General features: G+C 76.5%; 13 protein-coding genes. 9 read left to right on the forward strand and 4 right to left on the reverse strand.

Translation table 11 applies throughout. The annotated features are described in order from the left end of the window. Window positions 1–32: 32 nt before the first annotated feature. Entirely contained in the window at window positions 33–1019 is a 987-nt protein-coding gene (gene hemB / locus SJ20_RS09480) for a porphobilinogen synthase (protein ID WP_044659749.1), read from the forward strand. Then, on the forward strand, window positions 1019–2353 hold the full coding sequence (gene hemL, locus SJ20_RS09485; protein WP_044659750.1) for a glutamate-1-semialdehyde 2,1-aminomutase: 1335 nt from the start codon (window positions 1019–1021) through the stop codon (window positions 2351–2353). The genes hemB and hemL overlap by 1 nt, the downstream gene beginning before the upstream one ends. A 28-nt stretch (window positions 2354–2381) precedes the next feature. On the opposite strand, the gene SJ20_RS09490 is transcribed toward hemL, so the two are convergent. Continuing rightward, complete coding sequence (locus SJ20_RS09490) at window positions 2382–3068, reverse strand: 3'-5' exonuclease (protein WP_044659751.1); 687 nt, start codon at window positions 3066–3068, stop codon at window positions 2382–2384. A 44-nt stretch (window positions 3069–3112) separates the two neighbouring features. On the opposite strand from SJ20_RS09490, the gene SJ20_RS09495 reads away from it, so the two are divergent. Genes SJ20_RS09495 through SJ20_RS09505 form a run of 3 tightly spaced genes read left to right on the forward strand, consistent with a single transcriptional unit; the run spans window position 3113 to window position 10478 of the window. Further along, window positions 3113–3523 (forward strand): MGMT family protein, encoded by a 411-nt coding sequence (locus SJ20_RS09495; protein ID WP_044659752.1) that lies wholly within the window; start codon window positions 3113–3115, stop codon window positions 3521–3523. Beyond that, window positions 3520–6960: a UrvD/REP family ATP-dependent DNA helicase gene (locus SJ20_RS09500; RefSeq protein WP_044659753.1), complete on the forward strand. Its 3441-nt coding sequence runs from the start codon at window positions 3520–3522 to the stop codon at window positions 6958–6960. Before SJ20_RS09495 ends, SJ20_RS09500 begins: the two co-directional genes overlap by 4 nt. After that, the gene (locus tag SJ20_RS09505) at window positions 6948–10478 is read left to right on the forward strand and encodes an ATP-dependent DNA helicase (RefSeq protein ID WP_044659754.1); all 3531 of its coding nucleotides are present in this window, start codon (window positions 6948–6950) and stop codon (window positions 10476–10478) included. Before SJ20_RS09500 ends, SJ20_RS09505 begins: the two co-directional genes overlap by 13 nt. Here SJ20_RS09505 and SJ20_RS09510 read toward each other — a convergent pair. After that, window positions 10453–11559, reverse strand: a complete 1107-nt coding sequence (locus SJ20_RS09510; RefSeq protein ID WP_044659755.1) for a phosphotransferase — start codon at window positions 11557–11559, stop codon at window positions 10453–10455. The two genes, SJ20_RS09505 and SJ20_RS09510, sit on opposite strands and share 26 nt — an antisense overlap. A gap of 72 nt (window positions 11560–11631) precedes the next feature. Between SJ20_RS09510 and nudC the strand changes: the two genes are divergently transcribed. Continuing rightward, window positions 11632–12621: an NAD(+) diphosphatase gene (nudC, locus tag SJ20_RS09515; RefSeq protein WP_044659756.1), complete on the forward strand. Its 990-nt coding sequence runs from the start codon at window positions 11632–11634 to the stop codon at window positions 12619–12621. 15 nt (window positions 12622–12636) lie between these two features. Continuing rightward, window positions 12637–14766: an ATP-dependent DNA helicase UvrD2 gene (locus tag SJ20_RS09520; RefSeq protein ID WP_044659757.1), complete on the forward strand. Its 2130-nt coding sequence runs from the start codon at window positions 12637–12639 to the stop codon at window positions 14764–14766. A 42-nt stretch (window positions 14767–14808) separates the two neighbouring features. Here SJ20_RS09520 and SJ20_RS09525 read toward each other — a convergent pair whose 3' ends face one another. Continuing rightward, window positions 14809–15537, reverse strand: a complete 729-nt coding sequence (locus SJ20_RS09525) for a ThiF family adenylyltransferase (protein ID WP_044659758.1) — start codon at window positions 15535–15537, stop codon at window positions 14809–14811. Window positions 15538–15634: 97 nt separating this feature from the next. On the opposite strand from SJ20_RS09525, the gene SJ20_RS09530 reads away from it, so the two are divergent. Continuing rightward, a complete protein-coding gene (locus SJ20_RS09530; RefSeq protein ID WP_044659759.1) occupies window positions 15635–16306 on the forward strand; it encodes a M48 family metallopeptidase in 672 nt (223 codons plus the stop codon). A 64-nt stretch (window positions 16307–16370) separates the two neighbouring features. Here SJ20_RS09530 and SJ20_RS09535 read toward each other — a convergent pair whose 3' ends face one another. Then, window positions 16371–17771, reverse strand: a complete 1401-nt coding sequence (locus SJ20_RS09535) for a zinc-dependent metalloprotease (protein ID WP_044659760.1) — start codon at window positions 17769–17771, stop codon at window positions 16371–16373. 196 nt (window positions 17772–17967) lie between these two features. On the opposite strand from SJ20_RS09535, the gene SJ20_RS09540 reads away from it, so the two are divergent. Next, a complete protein-coding gene (locus SJ20_RS09540; protein ID WP_227717880.1) occupies window positions 17968–19038 on the forward strand; it encodes a PDZ domain-containing protein in 1071 nt (356 codons plus the stop codon). Window positions 19039–19310: the final 272 nt, after the last annotated feature.

A 19310-nucleotide genomic window follows, 5' to 3' on the forward strand; every position in this document is an offset into this window, starting at 1 on the left:
CCTCATGACCCACAACACCTAGACTCGAGGCCATGTCCTTCCCCCATCAGCGTCCCCGTCGGCTCCGCCAGTCCGCCGCCCTGCGCCGGCTGGTCGCCGAGACCCGCATCCACCCGAACCAGCTGATCCTGCCCGCCTTCATCAAGGAGGGCGTGGGCGAGCCGCAGCCCATCGCCTCCATGCCGGGCGTCGTGCAGCACACCACGGACACGCTCAAGGCCGCCGCCGGCGAGGCCGCCCAGCTGGGCGTCGGCGGCATCATGCTCTTCGGCATCCCGGCCCAACGGGACGCCACGGGCTCCGCCTCACTGGATCCGGAGGGCGTGCTCAACGCGGCCATCCGGGACGTCAAGGCGGAGGTGGGGGACGCCGTCGTGGTGATGAGCGACCTGTGCCTGGACGAGTTCACCGACCACGGGCACTGCGGCGTGCTCACCGCGGACGGCGTCGTGGACAACGACGCCACGCTGGAGATCTACGCGCAGATGGGCGTGGCGCAGGCCGAGGCCGGCGCGGACGTGCTCGGCCCCTCCGGGATGATGGACGGCCAGGTCCGCGTGATCCGCGAGGCCCTCGACGACGCCGGCCGCACCGACACCGCGATCCTCGCCTACGCCGCGAAGTACTCCTCCGCGTTCTACGGCCCGTTCCGGGACGCCGTCGACTCCGCCCTGCAGGGCGACCGCAAGACCTACCAGATGGACCCCGCGAACCGGACCGAGGGGCTGCTCGAGGTCTCCCTGGACCTCGAGGAGGGTGCGGACATGGTCATGGTCAAGCCCGCCATGAGCTACCTGGACATCGTGCGCGACGTGGCGGACATGGCGGACGTGCCCGTCTCCGCTTACCAGATCTCGGGGGAGTACGCGATGATCGAGGCCGCCGCGGCCAACGGCTGGATCGACCGGAAGGCCGCGATCATCGAGTCCGTGCTCTCCATCCGGCGCGCCGGCGCCGACACCGTGCTGACCTACTGGGCCGCCGAGCTGGCCCGCTGGATCCAGGAGGACTCGCTCTGATGACGACCACCCCGAACGCGACCCCGACCACGAACGCCGCCGCCTTCGCCGCGGCCCAGCGGGTCATCCCGGGCGGCGTGGACTCGCCCGTGCGCGCCTTCGGCTCCGTGGGCGGCACGCCCCGGTTCATGGCCTCCGCGCGCGGGGCGTACCTGAGAGACGTCGAGGGCACCGAGTACGTGGACCTCGTGTGCTCGTGGGGCCCCATGCTGCTCGGCCACAACGACCCCCGCGTGGTCGAGGCCGTGCACGCCGCCGTGGACCGCGGGCTGAGCTTCGGCACGTCCGTGGAGGGGGAGACGGCTCTGGCCGAGCTGATCGCCTCCCGCGTGCCCGTGGAGCGCGTGCGCTTCGTCTCCACCGGCACCGAGGCCACCATGACGGCGCTGCGCCTGGCGCGCGGCGTGACGGGCCGGAACCTGATCGTCAAGTTCTCCGGCTGCTACCACGGCCACTCGGACGGCCTGCTGGCCGCCGCGGGCTCCGGCGTCGCGACGGCCGGGATGCCCGGCTCCGCCGGCGTCACCGAGGCCGCGGCGTCCGAGACGATCGTGGTGGACTACAACGACCGCGCCGCCGTCGAGGCCGTGTTCGCCGAGCACGGTGAGCGCATCGCCGCGCTCATCACGGAGGCCGTGCCCTGCAACATGGGCGTCGTGGAGCCCGCCGAGGGCTTCAACGCGTTCCTGCGCGAGATCACCCGCCGCCACGGCGCGCTGCTGATCTGGGACGAGGTGCTCACCGGCTTCCGCGCCACCGCCACGGGCGGCTGGGGCCTGTCCGGACAGCCCGAGGGCTGGACCCCGGACATCTGGTGCTTCGGCAAGGTGATCGGCGGCGGCATGCCCGCGGCCGCCCTGGGCGGCTCCGCCGAGATCATGGACCACCTGGCCCCGCTCGGCCCCGTGTACCAGGCCGGCACCCTCTCCGGGAATCCGGTGGCCATGGCCGCCGGCCACGCCACGCTCTCCCGCGCCGACGAGGCCGTCTACGCGGCCGTGACGCGCGCCTCGGACGCCGTGCGCGAGGGCCTCGTGGCCGCGCTCGACGCCGAGGGCGTGGACCACTCGATCCAGCGGGCCGGCACCCTGTTCTCCCTGGCGTTCGGCACCTCCGGCACCGGCGTGCGGGACTACCGGGACGCCCAGGGCCAGGAGGTCTTCCGCTACGCCCCGTTCTTCCAGTCGATGCTGGCCTCCGGCGTGTACCTGCCGCCGTCCGTGTTCGAGGCCTGGTTCGTCTCCGCCGCCCACGACGACGCGGCGGTCACCCGGGTGCTCGACGCGCTGCCGGCCGCGGCGAAGGCGGCCGCGGCGGCGACGCCCCAGGGCTGAGACCCGGGTGCGGGTCGGGGCCGGGCGCTCAGCGCTCGGCCTCGACCGGCCAGTGGCGCGAGACGGTGGCCTGCGGGTCCTTGCGTCGCAGGTACTGCTCGAAGCTCTCCGCCTGCTCGGCCTTCCAGCGGACCTGCCGCTCGTGCAGGTCCGTCGGCGCCACGCGCAGCTGCTCGTACCGGGCGGCCAGGGCGTCGGCCACCTGGACGGCGGCGAGGGCGTCCGCCGCGGAGGTGTGCGCGTTCTCCAGGGTCACCCCGTAGTGCTCGGACACCGCGGAGAGCGTGCGCTTGCCCTTGCGGAACCGGTCCACCTGCTTGTCCAGCACGAACGGGTCGATCACGGGGCGGGCCTCGAGCGGCGTCAGCCCGTGGCGGCGCGCCTCCCGGTCCATCACCGTGAAGTCGTACACGCCGTTGAAGGCCACCACGGGGATGCCCGCGGCGAACAGGTCCCGCAGGGTCTCGGTGATCTCCGTGACGCCCTGCGCGGCGGGCATGCCCTCCGCCTGCGCCCGCTCCGTGGTGACGCCGTGGACCTCGGCCGCCTCGGCGGGGATGGGCACGCCCGGGTCCACGAGCCACTCGGCCGACGACGCGGCGCGGCCGTGCTCGTCCACCATCACCAGGGTGGCGGTCACGATCAGCGCGGTGCGCGGATCACGTCCGGTGGTCTCGAGGTCGAAGCCGGCGCGGATGCTCTCATGCCAAGTCACGCGCCTCACGCTACCCGGACCGGCGGACACGACAGGATGGGGTCGTGACCGATCACCCTGTGCTCCCCGGCGCCCGCCACCGCGACGACGGACCGCTCACCCTCGGCGAGGGGCTCGAGGCGCTCGCCCGTCTGGTCCCGCCCGGACGCGCCGTCAGCTACGGGGGGCTGGCCGGCCTGCTGGGGGTCGGCGGTCCGCGGCAGGCCGGCCGGGCGATGGCCGAATCGAGCCCCGGCACGCCGTGGTGGCGGGTGGTCCGGGCCGACGGCTCGCTGCCCCCGGAGCTGGCCGCGCGGGCCGCCGTCGAGCACGAGCGGGAGGGCACGCCCCGCACCCCGGCCGGGCGCGTGGACCTGCGCCGGGCCCGCTGGGAGCCCGACGACGGCGCCGCGCGGGCGATCCGTGCGATCGCCGACCGTATCGTGTCCGGGCCCGGTGCGAGGATGGGTCCATGACCAGGGAACACGGGGAGGACCCCTTCGACGACGACGCGGCGGCGCCGGAACGGGCCGCCCGGCTGGTGCGCACGGCCGCCGCGCCCGAGGACCGGATCACGCTCACGGACGAGCAGGAGGCGATCGCCTCGCTCGCCCCCGGGCACGGCGCCGTGCTCGTGCTGGGCGCCCCCGGCACGGGGCGCACCACCGTGGCGGTCGAGTACGCGGCCCGCCGGATCGAGGAGGGGCTGGACCCCGAGTCCCTCCTGCTGCTGGCCCCGAGCCGGGACGCGGCGGCGCGGCTGCGCGACGCCCTGACCCGCCGGCTCGCCGCCGCCGGTCGAGGCACCCGCGCCGTCACTCCCGTGCGGACCTGGTCCTCCTACGCGTTCGACCTGCTGCGCCGCGCCCGCGTCACGGGACCGCTGAGGCATCTGGAGGTCGCCCCCCGGCTGCTCACCGGTGCCGAGCAGGACACGGTCATCGCCGAGCTGCTCGAGGGCTACGCCGCCGGCCTCGCCGCCGCGCCGGACTGGCCGGCCGACGTCGCCCCCGCCGTGGAGGCGCGGGGATTCCGCCGCGAGGTCCGCGAGCTCGTGGACCGCATGAGCGAGCTCGGCCTCGAGCCGGGCCGCCTGCAGGAGCTCGGCACCGCCCACGGGCGCCCCGAGTGGGAGGCCGCGGCCGTGCTGCTGCAGGACTACCGGGACCGGATCGACCTGGGCATGGCCGAGGCGTTCGACGCCGCCGGGCTGCTGTCCGCCGCCGTCCGCGTGCTCACCGAGCGGCATCCCGAGGACCCGGAGCGCGACGCCGCGGCGCAGGCGTTCGTGGCGGCGGAGCGGGACCGCCTGGCCGTGCTCGTGGTCGAGGACCTCCACGAGGCCACCCCCGCCGTGCACGACCTGCTCACCGTGCTCGGACGCGGGCGGGACGTGCTGCTCACCGCGTCGCCGGACACCACCGTGGAGGGCTTCCGCGGCGCCCGGCCCGACCTCCTCGCCCGGTACCCCGGGGTCCTCGACCCCGATCCCGTGCCGGGGGCCGCCCCGCCCGCGTCCCCGGACGGGCGCGTCCGGGTGCTGACGCGCGGGCACCGCATGCGCGCCGAGGTCCAGGACGCCTACCTGCGCGTGGCCCGCCGGGTCCGCCAGCGCACCGCCGGCGTCGAACGGACCCGGACCGACACCGTCCCGGCGGACGGTGACGGCGCCGTCCGCGCGCACGTCGTGCCCACCCGCGCCCACGAGGACCAGCTCGTCCTCGAACGGGTGCTGCGGGTCCACCACGAGGACGGGGTGCCCCTGGACCGGATCCTCGTGGTCGCCCGCTCCGGCTCCCGTGTGGCCGCGCTCGCCCGCCACCTGGAGGCCGAGGGCGTCCCCGTGCTGCGCGACGCCGCCGGGCTCGTGCTGAAGGAGGAGCCCGCCGTCGCGCCCCTGCTCACGCTGGTGGACGCGGCGGGGGCGCTCGCGGAGGATCCGGAGGCCCGGGTCGAGGACGTGCTCGACCCGGACGAGGTCGTGGGACTGCTCACCGGCCGGTACGGGATGGCCAGCGCGCTGCACGTGCGGCGGCTGCGCCAGGACCTGCTGGCCGCCGAGCGGGGCCGGGGCGGCCGGCGCACCTCGGACGCGCTGCTCGCCGCGGCCCTGCTGGACCCGAGCCTGGCCGGCCCCGAGCACGAGCGGCACCGCGCCCTGCGCCGCGTCCACTGGATGCTCCGGGACGGCCTGGAGGCCGCCCGCGCCCCCTCGGCCTCGCCCGAGACCGTGCTGTGGGCGCTGTGGTCCGCCTCCGGTCGGGCCGAGCGGTGGCGTTCGCTCGCGCTGCGGCCCGCCGAGCACGCGAACGACCGCCGCGAGTCCCGCCGGGCGGACGCGGACCTCGACGCCGTCGTCGCCCTGTTCAAGGTGGCCGAGCGCTTCGTGGACCAGTTCCCGGGCGCGTCGCCCGAGTCGTTCGCCGTCTACATGGAGTCCCAGGACCTGCCCGTGGACACCCTGGCCCGCCGTGCCGAGTCCGGTGACGCCGTGCACGTGCGCACCCCCGCCGCGGCGGCCGGCCAGGAGTGGGACACGGTGATCGTCGTGGGCCTGCAGGAGGGCGTGTGGCCGAACACCCGGCTGCGCGGCCAGCTGCTCGGCGCCACCGACCTCGTGGACCTCGTGACCCTGCCCGCGGACGCCCCGTGGCCCACGGATCACCGCACCCGGCTGCGCGAGGTGCGTCAGGACGAGCTGCGCATGCTCGCGGCCGCGGTCTCCCGGGCACGGCGTCAGGTGGTCGTCACGGCCGTCCGCTCGCCGGATGAGGGCCCCTCCGACTTCCTCGACCTGGTGGACCCGCCCGAACGGCTGCCCGCCGAGGCGCGCGACGCCGCCGGCGTCCGGCGGCTCACCGCGGTCCCCGACCCGATCACGGCGTCCGCGCTCGTCGGCCGGCTGCGCCGCGTCCTGGAGGCCGGGGACGAGGCGGACGCGGCCGACGGGGCGACATCCCGGGCCGCGGCGGCCGCCGGCCTGGCGGTCCTCGCCGAGGACGGCGTGACCGTCGCGGACCCCCGACGCTGGTGGGGCCTGCTGCCGCTGTCCACCGAGGCCGCGCTCGTCGACCCGGAGCGCGAGGTCGTCGCGCTCTCGCCCTCCCGCGTGGAGACGGCCCTGCGCAATCCGCTGGACTGGGTGCTGTACCACGTCGGCGCGAACGCGGGCGGGACCCTCGCCCAGTCCGTGGGCACGCTCGTGCATTCGGTGGCCGAACACCATCCCGAGGGCGTGCCCGAGGACGTGCGTGCCGAACTGGAGCGCCGCCTGCCCGAACTCGGCCTGCCGGAGGGCTGGATCACGGAGATCGAGCACGACCGGGCCCGCGGCCTGGTGGACGCCTACATCGGCTACTGGAGCATCGCCCGGGCGGCCGGGCGTCGGCCCGTGGCCCAGGAGGTGCGGCTCCTCGCGGACCTGACCTGGGGCGGGACCACCGTCCGGATCACCGGCGTCGTGGACCGGCTCGAGGCGGACGCGCAGGGCCGGCCCTTCATCGCCGATCTCAAGACCGGCCGCAGCGCGCCCACCGGTGCGGAGATGGCGCGCCAGCCCCAGCTGGCCGCCTACCAGGTGGCCGTCCGCGCCGGCGGTCTGGAGCAGGTCCGGGACGACCCCGCCACCGACCCCGCCCTGCGCGCCGCGCTCGCCGGGCTAAAGCGGCCCGCGACGCCGGCCGGCGCGGCCCTCGTCCAGCTCGGCGCCGGCACCCAGAAGACCAAGGTGCAGGACCAGCCGGCCCTCGAGGACGAGGACACCTGGGCGCTCGAGCAGGTGTTCACGGCGGCCCGCCGCACCACGGGGCCGCGCTTCCTCGCCCTCCACGAGGCCGGCGCCCGCCGGTGCGCGCTGCCCTCCGTCTGTCCGCTCTGCTCCGAAGGAAGGCAGGTCACCGAATGGCCCCGCTGACCGGCGATCCCGCCGCCCCGACCGATCGCCCGCGCGTCGAGGACGCGGTCCACTCCCCGGGGGACATCGCGGCGCGGCTGCGGCTGCCCCCGCCCACGCAGGAGCAGGCCGAGGTGGTCACCGCCCCGCTCACTCCGCGCCTGGTGCTGGCCGGCGCCGGCTCCGGCAAGACCGCCACCATGGCCGACCGCGTGGTCTGGCTCGTGGCCAACGGGCTCGTGCGCCCGGACGAGGTCCTCGGCGTCACGTTCACCCGGAAGGCGGCCGGTGAGCTCGCCGAGCGGATCAACGGGCGCGTGGACGCCCTGCTGCGCTCCGGCCTCGAGATCCCCGGCTTCGACGGGGAGCCCGAGGACCTGGGCCGCGCCTCGGTGTCCACGTACCACTCCTACGCCGGCGCGCTCGTGCGGGACCACGGTCTGCGGATCGGCGTGGAACCGGAGGCGCGGCTGCTCGGGGGCGCGGACGCCCACCGGCTCATGGGCGCCGTCGTGCGTTCGCATCCGGTGGTCGCGGACACCCTCGGCGTGGCCCCGTCCCGGCTCATCACGCAGGCGTTGCGGCTGGCCGGGGACATGGCCGAGCACCTGGTGAGTGCGGACGAGGTGCGCGGGTTCCTCGCCCGGCTGGCCGAGCAGGGGAGCGCCCTGCCGCTGCCCCCGCGCGCCAAGACCCCCTCGAAGGAGATCCAGGAGTTCCTGACCGGCCTGGCGGACCGCGCCCTCATGGCGGACCTCCTGGCCCGCTACGACGAGGTCAAGCGCGAGCAGGACGTCATGGACTTCGGCGACCTGCTGCGCCACGCGGCGCGCATCGCCGTCGAGGTGCCGGCGGCCGGCGAGCAGGAGCGCGCGCGGTTCCCCGTGGTGCTGCTGGACGAGTTCCAGGACACCTCCCATGCCCAGATGCGGATCTTCGCCGGGCTGTTCGGCCCGCGCGGCCCCGAGGACGACGCGCCCGGGCTGGGGCACTGCGTCACCGCGGTGGGCGACCCCCACCAGTCGATCTACGGCTTCCGCGGCGCCTCCGCCGGACAGCTCTTCGCCTTCCCGCACGCCTTCCCCCGGCTGGAGACCGGCCCCGGCGGCGCCCCGCGGCGCGTGAACGCGGACGTCTCGCACCTGACGATCGCGTGGCGCAACGAGGAGTCGATCCTAGCGGTCGCCAACGCCGTCGCCGCGCCGCTGAACGCCCACGCCGCCGCGCCGGGCGGCGCGCCGGTGGAGGTGCGCACCCTGCGACCCCGACCGGGCGCGGGGGAGGGCGTCGTCCGGGTGGACCGGTTCGTCACCGCGGAGGAGGAGGCCGCCGACGTCGTCGCCCGCCTCGGCGCCCTCACCGGGTCCGGGCCTGGGGGGACCACCCCGAGCCGCGCCGTCCTGTGCCGCACCCGCGCCCAGTTCGGCCCCGTGCTGGACGCGCTCGACGCCGCCGGCCTGCCCTACGAGGTGCTCGGGCTCTCCGGGCTGCTGGCGCTGCCGGAGGTCGCCGAGGTGCTCGCCGTCCTCCACGTGCTGGCCGACCCCACGCGCAGCGACCAGCTCGTCCGCCTGCTCACCGGCCCGCGCTGGCGCATCGGTGTGGCCGACCTCGAGGTGCTCCAGGAGCGCGCCCGGTTCGTCTCGCGGCTGCGGGCCCAGCGGGCCGCCGGTGGGCGGGAGGACCCCGCCGGGGCTGCCCCGGACGCGGCCCCGGACCGGGACGTGAGCCCCGAGGAGGACGCCGACGCCGCCGCCCTGCTGGAGGCCCTCGACTCCCTGCCCGGGGAGGGGACGGACTGGGTCGGCTCCCGTGGCCGCGGCTTCTCACCCGAGGGCCTGGCCCGGCTGAGGGCCGTCAACGCCGAGCTGCGCCGGCTCTCCACGCGCACCGGGGAGGACCCGGCCGACCTCATCGCGGAGGTGATCCGTGAGACGGGGTTGGACGTCGAGGTGGCCCTGCGGCCCGGCGTCTCCGCGGCCGCGGCCCGGCGGCACCTGAACGCGTTCCAGGACGCGGCCCGCGACTTCGGCGCCGGCACCACGGCGACGGACCTGACGGCGTTCCTGGCCTGGACGGAGTCCGTCCTCGAGCACGAGGACGGCCTCGGCGTCGAGAACGCCGAACCCACCCCCGGCCTGGTCCAGGTGCTCACCGCGCACGCCTCGAAGGGGCTCGAGTGGGACGTCGTCGCGGTCCCCGGCCTGCAGGAGGGCACGTTCCCCTCCACCCGGGCGGACCGCTGGACCAGCCCCCGGGCCGGCGCGCTGCCGTGGCCCCTGCGCGGGGACCGCGCGTCGCTGCCGCAGTGGGACGGCTCGTGGGCGCAGGACCAGCGGGACTGGGTCCAGTCGGCCGGCACCGGATACAGCTCGAAGGCGGCCCAGGAGGGCAACCCGGATCCGTATGCCGTGGCCGTGGCCGCGCACGCCGAGCGCGAGGAGCGGCGCCTGGCCTACGTGGCGTACACGCGCGCGCGATCCGCCCTGTGGCTGAGCACCTCCCTGTTCAAGGGAGTCAACAAGGAGCCCCTGCCGGCCTCGGCCTTCCTCGAGGAGGTGGCCGGTCTGGCGGGGGAGGTGCCCGGCGTCGCGCTCGGCCCCGCCCCGGCCGAGGACGACCTGCCCGAGGCCAACCCCGCCGCGGCCCGGATGCTGGTCGCCCGCTGGCCCTTCGACCCGCTCGACGGCCCGGAGGCCTTCGTCGCCGACCCGGAGGACCCCGAGGACGAGGAACGCTGGCAGCCGCTGCCGCACCGCTCCCGGGCCCGCCGGCACGGGGTGGAGGCGGCCGCCGCGGCCGTGCACGCCGCGGATCCGGCGGCGCTCGGGGACGACCCGGAGCTGGCCCGCCAGGTGGACTGGGTGCTGCTGCGCCGCCGGGACGTCGCCGGGACGGGCGGGGAGACCGCCCTGCCCGAGCACGTCTCCGTGTCCCTCTACGGCGAGCTCGCCGCCGACCCGCAGGCCGTGGCCGAGCAGCTGCGCCGGCCCCTGCCCCGGCCGCCCGCGCACGCGGCGCGACGCGGCACGGCGTTCCACGCGTGGCTCGAGGAGCGCTTCGGGGCCACCGGCATGCTGGACATCGACTCGGCCGAGGACGCCGCGGACCTGTGGGTCGACGAGGCCCTCGACCTCGGCCCGATGCAGGAGTGGTTCCGCTCCTCGCGCTGGGCGGAGCGCACCCCGGCCTTCGTCGAGGCCCCGGTCGAGACGACGGTCGGCGGGATCACGCTGCGGGGCCGGGTCGACGCGATCTACCGCTCCGGCGGGGACCCCCGCCTGCCCTTCGACCCCGAGGCCGACTGGGAGCTCGTCGACTGGAAGACCGGCGCCGTGCCGCGGGGCCGCGACCTCGAGCTCAAGTCGCTGCAGCTGGCCGTCTACCGGCTCGCCTGGTCACGGCTGCACGGGATCCCGCTGGAACGGATCGGGGCCAGCTTCGTGTACGTGGCCCACGGGCAGGAGCGCTCCTTCCCGGACCTGCCGGGGGAGGAGGAGCTCGAGCGTCACATCACGGACGCCCTGGCCCGCCGTTGATCGGCCGCACCACCTCGACGGCGGGCAGCGGGCCCGTCTCCGGGTCCGCGGTCCTCGCGGCCGCGGCCTCCCGGGCGTCCTCCGCCGCATCCCGGGCGTCCTCGGCGGCGTCGGCGGCCGCGTCGGCCTCCGCCTGGCGCGCGGCCGCCTCCTGCGCGGCGCGCACGTCGCCCTCGAGCTCGGCCAGCATGGCCTCCGCCTCGGCGACCATCCCCGCGTCGTGCCGGTCCAGGCCCCGCGTGAGCCACTGGGCGAGGGCGAACTCGGCGAGCAGCGCCGCACGGCGCATCAGGTGGGCGTCGCCGTCGTCGGCGGCCCCCGCGTCGGCCCGCCGGGCCGCGTAGGCGTCGAGGACGCGGTCGGCCAGGTCCGGGTCCGTGGCGGCGGCCAGCCAGGCGACGTCGCCGGCGGGGTCGCCCACGTGCAGGTCCGTCCAGCCCGTCACGCCCACCACGCGGCCGCGCTCGAGGAGCAGGTTGTCCTCGTGCAGGTCACCGTGCACGGGCACCGGGGTGAACCGCCACAGGGCCTCCTCCTCCATGGCCTCCTCCCAGCGGCGCAGCAGCAGGGGCGGCACGCGGCCGGAGGTGGCCGCCTGGTCGAGGGCGTGGAGGTGACGCTGCCGGATCTGCTCCGCCGTGTAGGAGGGCAGGTCCGCGTGGTCCACGACGTCCGAGGGCAGCGTGTGGATCGCGGCCAGCACACGGCCCACGTCCTGCACCGCGGGCTCGCCGAGCCGGGCCAGCTCGTCCAGGGTGACGGGACGCCCGGGCATGTCCTGGTAGACGAAGGTGCGCAGCCCCTCGAGCCGCACCGCGCCCGCCACGGAGGGCGTGCGGAACGGCAGGCCGGCGCGCACCGCCGGGGTCAGGCCCGCCAGCACCTGCAGCTCCGTCTCGAGACGGATGCCCGCCTCCGGGGTGCGGGGCGAGCGGACCCGCCACCGCTGGCCCTCACCGTCCACGACGACGGCGGTCGAGAAGTCCGCGGGGTCGTCCGGGCTCGCCTCCACGGAGACGGGGGCGAGGCCGGGGACGGCCGCGGCGGCCAGGGCTGCGAGACGAAGGGGCTGACGATCCACCCCTCCAGCCTAGGCGCGGAACGCCCTCCCCCGTCGTCGGGCGCACCGGAGACGGGTCGCTAGCCTGGACGCATGGCCTCCTGCCCCCCGTCGTCGTCCGACCCCACCGCCGCACCGCCGCTGGCCCTGCCGCTGGCCCGCGAGGAGCTGGACCGCGGTGCCGTGGCCCGCCTCGACCCGGGCCACCTGGCGGCGTCCTGGGCGCGCGAGGGGACGGAGGTCCTGTGGCTGCAGGGCGGCCGCGCACCGGTCGCGGACGGCCGGCTCGTCTTCACCGCGCCCTCCGGTCCCGTGCCGGCCGAGGCCGCGTATCTGGGCCGCGGCACCGCGGCGGACCGGGGCCCGCACGGGCGGGAGCGCGAGGTGGTCTCCGTCGCCGTCGAGCCGCCGGCGGCCCTGCCCGAGGACGCGGCCGCCGCGCTCGCCGACGCCGTGTGGGTCGGCCTCCGCGACGCGGCCGCCGCCCTCAGCGACGCGGACACCGGGCTGTTCGTGGCCGCCGTCGCGAACGCCAACTGGCACGCCACCCACCGCTTCTGCGCGTTCTGCGGCGGCGTCACGGACGTCGAGGCGGCCGGCTGGGTGCGTCGTTGCCGCGACTGCTCCCGGGAGCAGTTCCCGCGCACGGACCCGGCGGTGATCGTGGCCGTCATCGACCCGGCCGGGCGGATCCTGCTGGGCCGCAACGCGGCGTGGCCCGAGGGGCTGTACTCCTGCCTGGCCGGGTTCGTGGAGCCGGGGGAGTCCCTCGAGCACGCGGTGGTCCGGGAGATCGCGGAGGAGTCCGGGATCACGGTGACGCAGCCGCGCTACCGCGGCTCCCAGCCGTGGCCGTTCCCGCGCTCGCTCATGCTCGGGTTCACCGCCCTGGCCCCGGCCGGCGTCGAGCCGGTCCCAGACGGCGAGGAGATCCTCTCCGTGCGCTGGTTCGAGCGGGAGGAGCTCGCGCACCTGGCCCGCGCGGGCGACGTCACCCTGCCCGGGGCCGTGTCCATCGCGCGGGCACTCATCGAGGATTGGTACGGTGGGACGCTGCCCGATGCGCAGACCCTGATCACCTAGGAGGACTCGTCCCGCATGAGCACTCCCGACGAGATCCTCCGCGGCCTCGACCCGGAGCAGCGCCGGGCCGCCACGGCCCTGCACGGGCCCGTCTGCATCCTGGCCGGCGCCGGCACCGGCAAGACCCGCGCCATCACGCACCGCATCGCCTACGGCGTCGCCTCCGGCGTCTTCGACCCGCACCGCACCCTCGCCCTGACCTTCACGGCGCGCGCCGCCGCGGAGATGCGCACCCGCCTGCGCGACCTCGGCGTGGCCGGCGTCCAGGCCCGCACCTTCCACTCAGCTGCCCTGCGCCAGCTGCAGTACTTCTGGCCCCAGGCCGTGGGCGGGCCCATGCCCTCGCTGATCGAGAACAAGGTGCGCCTGCTCACGGAGGTCGCCCAGCGCATGCGCATGACCGTGGACCGGGCCGGCCTGCGCGACCTCGCCGGCGAGATCGAGTGGGCCAAGGTCTCCCTGCACGCCCCCGAGGGCTACGCCGAGGCCGCCAAGGAGCGCGAGATGCCCGCCGGCTGGACCGCCACCACCGTCGCCCGTCTCTACACCGGCTACGAGGAGGCCAAGACGGCCCGGAACATGATCGACTTCGAGGACGTGCTGCTGATCCTCGTGGGGATCCTGTCCACCGAGCCGCAGATCGCGGCCACGATCCGGGACCAGTACCGCGTGTTCGTGGTGGACGAGTACCAGGACGTCTCGCCGCTGCAGCACCGCCTGCTCGACCTCTGGCTCGGCGACCGCGGCGACCTGTGCGTCGTCGGCGACGCCTCCCAGACGATCTACTCGTTCACGGGCGCGACCTCCCGCTTCCTCACCGACTTCCGTGAGCGGTACCCCGCGGCCACGGTGGTCCGGCTCGTGCGCGACTACCGGTCCAGCCCGCAGATCGTGGAGGCGGCCAACCGCCTGCTGGCTGACCGCACCAAGGCGGGGGAGCGGGACCGCACGATGCCGCGCTGGCCCGACCCCCTCGAGCTCGTCTCCCAGCGGCCGGCCGGCCCCGACCTCGTGTTCGCGGAGTGCACCGACGACGAGGCCGAGGCCGGCTGGGTCGCCGACCGGATCGCGGCGCTGATCGACGACGGCGTGCCCGCCTCCGAGATCGCCGTCCTGTTCCGCACCAACGGCCAGTCCCAGGCCTTCGAGACGGCGCTGTCCTCAGCGGGCATCGGCTACCAGCTGCGCGGCGGCGAGCGGTTCTTCTCCCGGCGCGAGGTGCGCGACGGCATCCTGCAGCTGCGGGCCGCCGCCCGCGCCGCCCAGGACCTGACGGGCGACGACGTCACGGACCGGGTGCGGGACGTGCTCTCCTCGCTCGGCTACTCCGCCGAACCGCCGTCGGCCTCCGGCGCGGCCCGTGAACGGTGGGAGTCCCTGCACGCCCTCGTCAACCTCGCCGACCAGCTCGCCACGACGCGCGGGGCCGAGTTCACGCTGACCGAGCTCGTGGCCGAGCTCGACGAGCGCGCCCAGCACCAGCACGCGCCGACGGTGCAGGGCATCACCCTGGCCTCGCTGCACTCCGCCAAGGGCCTCGAGTGGGACGCGGTGTTCCTCGTGGGCCTGTCCGAGGGGCTCATGCCGATCTCCTTCGCGGAGACCCAGGCCGAGGTGGACGAGGAACGGCGCCTGCTCTACGTGGGCATCACGCGTGCCCGCCAGCACCTGTCGCTGACGTGGACGCTCTCGCGGGGCACGGGCGGGCGCTCCACCCGGCGGCCCTCCCGGTTCCTGTGGGCCATCGACCCGACCCTCGGCGGCACCCGCGAGCACGCCCCGGCCCGTGGTTCCGCGGCCGGCCCGACGGCGCCGCGGCGCCGGGGTGCGAAGGTCGCCGTGTGTCGCACGTGTGGCAAGCCCCTCGAGACGGGAGCCGAGCGCAAGGTCGGCCGCTGCCTGGACTGCCCCGCCACCTACGACGAGGCCGTGCTCGAGGAGCTGCGCGACTGGCGCACCCGCACGGCCGCCGAGATGCGGATGCCCGCGTTCGTGGTGTTCACGGACGCCACCCTCGTGGCCATCGCCGAGGCCATGCCGAGGACCCCGGCAGAGCTCCTGAAGGTGCCCGGCCTCGGCAAGGCCAAGCTGGAGAAGCACGGACCGGAGCTGCTCGAGCTGCTGCACGGCACCCCGACGGCCTGAGCCGCGGGCCCGCACCCCGTTCCGCCGGCGGCGCCGACCCCGTCAGAACGCCCAGCCGAGCGCGTCCGGGTCGCAGGCGCAGCCGGGCCGGGGGCGGACCTTCACCCGGCGCGTGCGTCCCGTCACCCGATCGGCCCGCAGCACGCCGGGGGCCGGTCCGGTCCGCAGCGCGTCCACGGTCAGCACGGCGGCCCGCAGCGCCGCGAGCCCGTCCACCTGTCCCCGGTGCGCCGACGGGCCGGGCGCCGTCGGGACACCGGGGACGCCCGCCGGGTCCGCGGGCCATCGGCACAGCGGGCACCCGCGCACCCCGGGGGCGCACCACGGTCCGACCGTGACCGCTCTCGGCCCCACCGTGACCGGCAGCAGCGGGTGGTCGGCGGCCAGGGCCTGCGCGGCCAGGTCCGCGTCGAGCACGGACCCCACCGCCACCGTCGCCTGCCCCACGAGCACCGGCACCGGGCCGTGGTGCGCGAAGACGCGCAGCCCGGGGGCCACATCGCCCAGCCGGCGCTCGAGCGCACCCGCCCGGGGCCGACCGAGGTCCCCGGGCAGCAGGCCGGTCCCCAGGTCCGCGGCGTCGACGGGCCGCGGATCCCACAGGGCCAGGCGCAGCGCCCCGGCCCCCGCCAGCGCGTGGGCGATCGCCGCGCCCACCGCGTCGAGGCCTGCCACATGGACGTCGGTCGGCGGGGCCCACGCCCCCGGCTGCAGCGCTGACGCGGCGGCGTCATGAGGGACGGTGGTGACGGTCTCGGCGACGGTGCGCACGGCTCTCCTCTCGGCTCGGTGCCTCCCACCCTGCCAGGGCACTCCCGGACCGCGCCGGATTGTCCACAGCCTGCGGCCCATGCCGGACAATGGCCGGATGCGCCCTGTCCCGCCCGCCCCCGGCCGCCCTCCGCGTGCCGTCCCGGCCGCCCACCGCGGTCCCGCCCGCGAGAGCATCGATCTGGACTGGGAGGGCACGCCCGTGCGGCTCGTGCGCTCCACGGCCCGCACCCGCACCGTCTCGGCGGCGTGGCGCGACGGCCGCCTGCAGGTCAACGTCCCGGCCCGGCTCTCGGCTGCGCAGGAGCGCGAGTGGATCGGCCGGATGGTCGCGAAGGTGGGCGCACGCGGCGGGACGGGGCAGCCCGCGGCCGACCTGGACGGCCGCCCCGCCGACGCTCGCTCCGACGACGCGCTCCTGGCCTGGGCGGGACGGCTCTCGGCGGCGCACCTGGGTGGGCGGGCCCGTCCGGTCTCGGTCACGTGGTCGGCCCGGCAGCGCCGCCGCTGGGGCTCGTGCACGCCGGCCCGCGGCACCATCCGGCTCTCGACGCAGCTGCGCGGCATGCCGGACTGGGTGGTGGCGGCGGTGCTCGTCCACGAGCTGGCCCATCTGCTGGAGTCCGGACACGGCCCGGCCTTCCGACGCCTCGTGGACCGGTACCCGCGCTACGCCGAGGCGATGGCCTTCCTCGAGGGGGTCACCTTCGCCGAGGGCCGCGGTCGCACGGCGCCGGACCGGTGGGCGGAGGACGAGGACGCGGGCTGACACGACGGCGGGCGGCCCGCACCCGAGGTGCCGGACCGCCCGCCGCCGTCGTGCCGGGAGGGGCTCAGCCCTCGCGCGGCGCGTCGCCGAAGCCGCCCTCGAGGAGCTTGCGCAGCTCGTCGTCGAGGGACTCGGCGCTGGCGTCCGCGGCGGAGCGGCGCCCGGCGTACCCGGCGGGGTCCTCGAGGTCCTCCGCCGTGGGCTGACGCTCGGGATGGCGCCAGATCTCCTCGCGGTACTCCGTGCCGTGCTCGGCCGTGACGTGCTCCCAGAACGCGGCGGCCTCGCGCAGGCGGCGCGGGCGCAGCTCGAGGCCCACGAGGGCGGCGAAGGCCTGTTCGGCCGGGCCACCCGAGGCGCGGCGGCGGTTCATGGTCTCGCGCAGGGCGGCCGCCGACTCGAGGGGGCGCGCGGCCTCGGCGACCACCACGTCCACCCAGCCCTCCACGAGGGCGACGAGCAGCTCCAGCTGGTCCAGCGCGGCCTGCTGGGTGGCGTCCGGGGCGGCGATGAAGGACGCCCCGTCGAACACGGCCTGCAGGGAGCCGGGGTCCATCGGGTCCACCGACTGCGCGGCCCGCTCGATGCCCTCGGTGTCCAGGCGGATGCCCGCGGCGTACTGCTCGACGGCGGCGTACAGGTCCCGCTCGAGCCACGGCGAGTGCAGGAACAGGCGCATGCGTGCGGCCTCGCGCAGGGCCAGGTAGATGCGGATCTGGTCGTCCGGCACCGAGAGCCCGTCGCCGAACTCCTCGATGTTCACGGGGACGAGGGCGAGACGGTGGCCGGCGACGGGCAGGCCGATGTCCGTGCCCGAGAGCACCTCCTTGCCCAGGGCGCCCACGGCGCCGCCGAGCTGCAGGCCGAACATCGTGCCGCCCATGTTCTTCAGCATGGGCTGCAGCCCGCCGAGCAGGGAGGCGTCCATGCCCTCGGGGAGCTGGCCCGGCAGCTGCTGCTCGATGGCCGCGGACATCGCGCGGGACATCGAGACGGCCACGGGCTCGGTGAGCCGGCGCCACTGGTCCATGGTCGCCTCGACCCACTCGGCACGGGACCAGGCCACGCCGACGCTGCCGACGGGCTCGGTCTGCGTGACGCCGTCGAGCCACAGCTCGGCCAGCCGCAGCGCCTCGTCCACCTCGCGTCGCGCGAACGAGCCGACGGCCGGGTCCTCGCCGGCCACGGCCTGGCGGGCGGCCTGCTTCGCCAGAGCCCAGTTCACGGGGCCGTCCGAGCCGGAGCCGGAGCTCATCATCGCCTGGAACTGGGCCATGGCCTGCTGCATCATGGCCGGATTCAGCTGGGACGGGTCGAAGGGCACCCCGCCGGGGCCGCCCAGGCCCTCCATGGCGCGTCGGACTTCGTCCGGGTCGGGGCCCTGGCCGCCGAAGAGCTGCCGCAGCATCTCCTCCAGGGGGTCGCGGCCGTCGTCGGATCCGGGCGTGCGCGCGTCGTTGCTCATGTCTCCAGCGTATCCGCGTCGGCGCGGCGCGCCCGCCCTCCCGACGTCGCGGCGGCGCGGTTCGCCCATGGCGCACGGCGTCGCGCGGGGCAGGCGGGGGTCGCGGCCCCGCGTAGACTGGTGTGACCGTCGCCGCGCGGCCCGTGCCCGGCGGCGAGGACGGCCCGATCAGGACCCCCAGGAAAGACGGTGTCGCGTGCGCGCAGTGCCCTCGAGGACCACCCGCGCCGCCCGCGTGCCCTTCTCCGGATGGCTCGCCCTGGGCAGCGCCGGGCTGGCACTGCTGGCCCCCACCCCCTACATCCTCGAGGGCCCCGGCCCCGCCGTGGACCTGCTGGGCGAACGCGAGGGTCGACCGGTGCTGCGCGTCGAGGGCGGCGAGGCGGACCCGGGTGAGGGGACCCTGGCCATGACCACCGTGATGGTCGGGGGCCCGCCCATCGGCACCACCTCCCTGCTCGATCTCGGCCGCGGCCTGACGGACCCCGCCGTGGACGTGGTCCCGCGCGAGCTGATGTACCCCACCGGCGTCACCTCCGACGAGGTCGGCGAGGCCAATTCGGCGGCCATGTCGGACTCCCAGCAGACCGCGACCGCCGCGGCCCTGCACGAGCTCGGCCGGGAGGTGCCCCAGCGGCTCGTCGTGCAGCAGCTCGTGTCCGGCGGGCCCGCCGAGGGTGTCCTGCGGGCCGGGGACGAGGTGATCGCCGCCGAGGGACGGCCCGTGGCCGACCTGGAGGCCGTGCGCGCCGCCGTCGGGGCCGCGGGGCCCGACCCGGTCACGCTGACGGTCCGCCGCGACGGCGTGGAGCAGGACCTCGAGGTGCCGGTGGCGGCCGCCCCCGAGGGCGCGCCCCAGCCGTGGCAGATGGGGGCCCTGATCGAGACCGCCTACGACGTCCCGGTGGACGTCGAGCTGACCGTGCCGGACATCGGCGGGCCCTCGGCGGGTCTGATGTTCGCGCTCACCGTGATCGAGCGGCTGACCCCGGGCGCGATGACGGGGGGCGCCCCGATCGCGGGAACGGGCACGATCTCGGGGGACGGCGTCGTGGGTCCCATCGGCGGGATCCCGCAGAAGGTGCGCGGCGCCGCCGAGGCGGGGGCCACGACGTTCCTCGCCCCCACGGCGAACTGCGAGGAGCTGGCCGGCCGTGTGCCCGAGGGTCTGACGGTGTACCCCGTGGACACGCTGGGCCAGGCCCGCGACATCGTCGAGGCGGTGGCCCGGGGGGAGAGCCCGGCCGCCGCCCGGACGTGCGGCTGAGCCGACGCACACCAGGACCACCAGACCACCAGACCGGACGACATGTCCGGGGCGCAGCGCCCCGGACCGGAGCAGAGCCCCGCGGACGCGGGAGGGAAGAGGACAGAGCAGTGAGCTTCGGACAGGGAGGCGGCGGACCGTTCGGCGGCCCGCCCCGTGACGGCGGCGGGACCGCCGGGGGCCAGTCCGGCCCGTTCGGGGCGTTCGGCCCCTTCGGCGGCGCCCCGCGCGGCCCGGGCGACGACGGCGACCGCGGCCCCGGCGGAGGAGGG

The sequence above is a fragment of the Micrococcus sp. MS-ASIII-49 genome, from assembly GCF_000946635.1.
In the GTDB taxonomy this organism is placed as follows: domain Bacteria; phylum Actinomycetota; class Actinomycetes; order Actinomycetales; family Micrococcaceae; genus Micrococcus; species Micrococcus luteus.

Excerpts from the sequence above, each read along its gene's own strand:
- SJ20_RS09535 (WP_044659760.1), bottom strand. The coding sequence starts at position 17,771 with ATGAGCAACGACGCGCGCACGCCCGGATCCGACGACGGCCGCGACCCC.
- nudC (WP_044659756.1), top strand. The coding sequence starts at position 11,632 with ATGGCCTCCTGCCCCCCGTCGTCGTCCGACCCCACCGCCGCACCGCCG.
- hemL (WP_044659750.1), top strand. The coding sequence starts at position 1,019 with ATGACGACCACCCCGAACGCGACCCCGACCACGAACGCCGCCGCCTTC.
- SJ20_RS09505 (WP_044659754.1), top strand. The coding sequence starts at position 6,948 with ATGGCCCCGCTGACCGGCGATCCCGCCGCCCCGACCGATCGCCCGCGC.
- SJ20_RS09530 (WP_044659759.1), top strand. The coding sequence starts at position 15,635 with ATGCGCCCTGTCCCGCCCGCCCCCGGCCGCCCTCCGCGTGCCGTCCCG.
- SJ20_RS09520 (WP_044659757.1), top strand. The coding sequence starts at position 12,637 with ATGAGCACTCCCGACGAGATCCTCCGCGGCCTCGACCCGGAGCAGCGC.
- SJ20_RS09500 (WP_044659753.1), top strand. The coding sequence starts at position 3,520 with ATGACCAGGGAACACGGGGAGGACCCCTTCGACGACGACGCGGCGGCG.
- hemB (WP_044659749.1), top strand. The coding sequence starts at position 33 with ATGTCCTTCCCCCATCAGCGTCCCCGTCGGCTCCGCCAGTCCGCCGCC.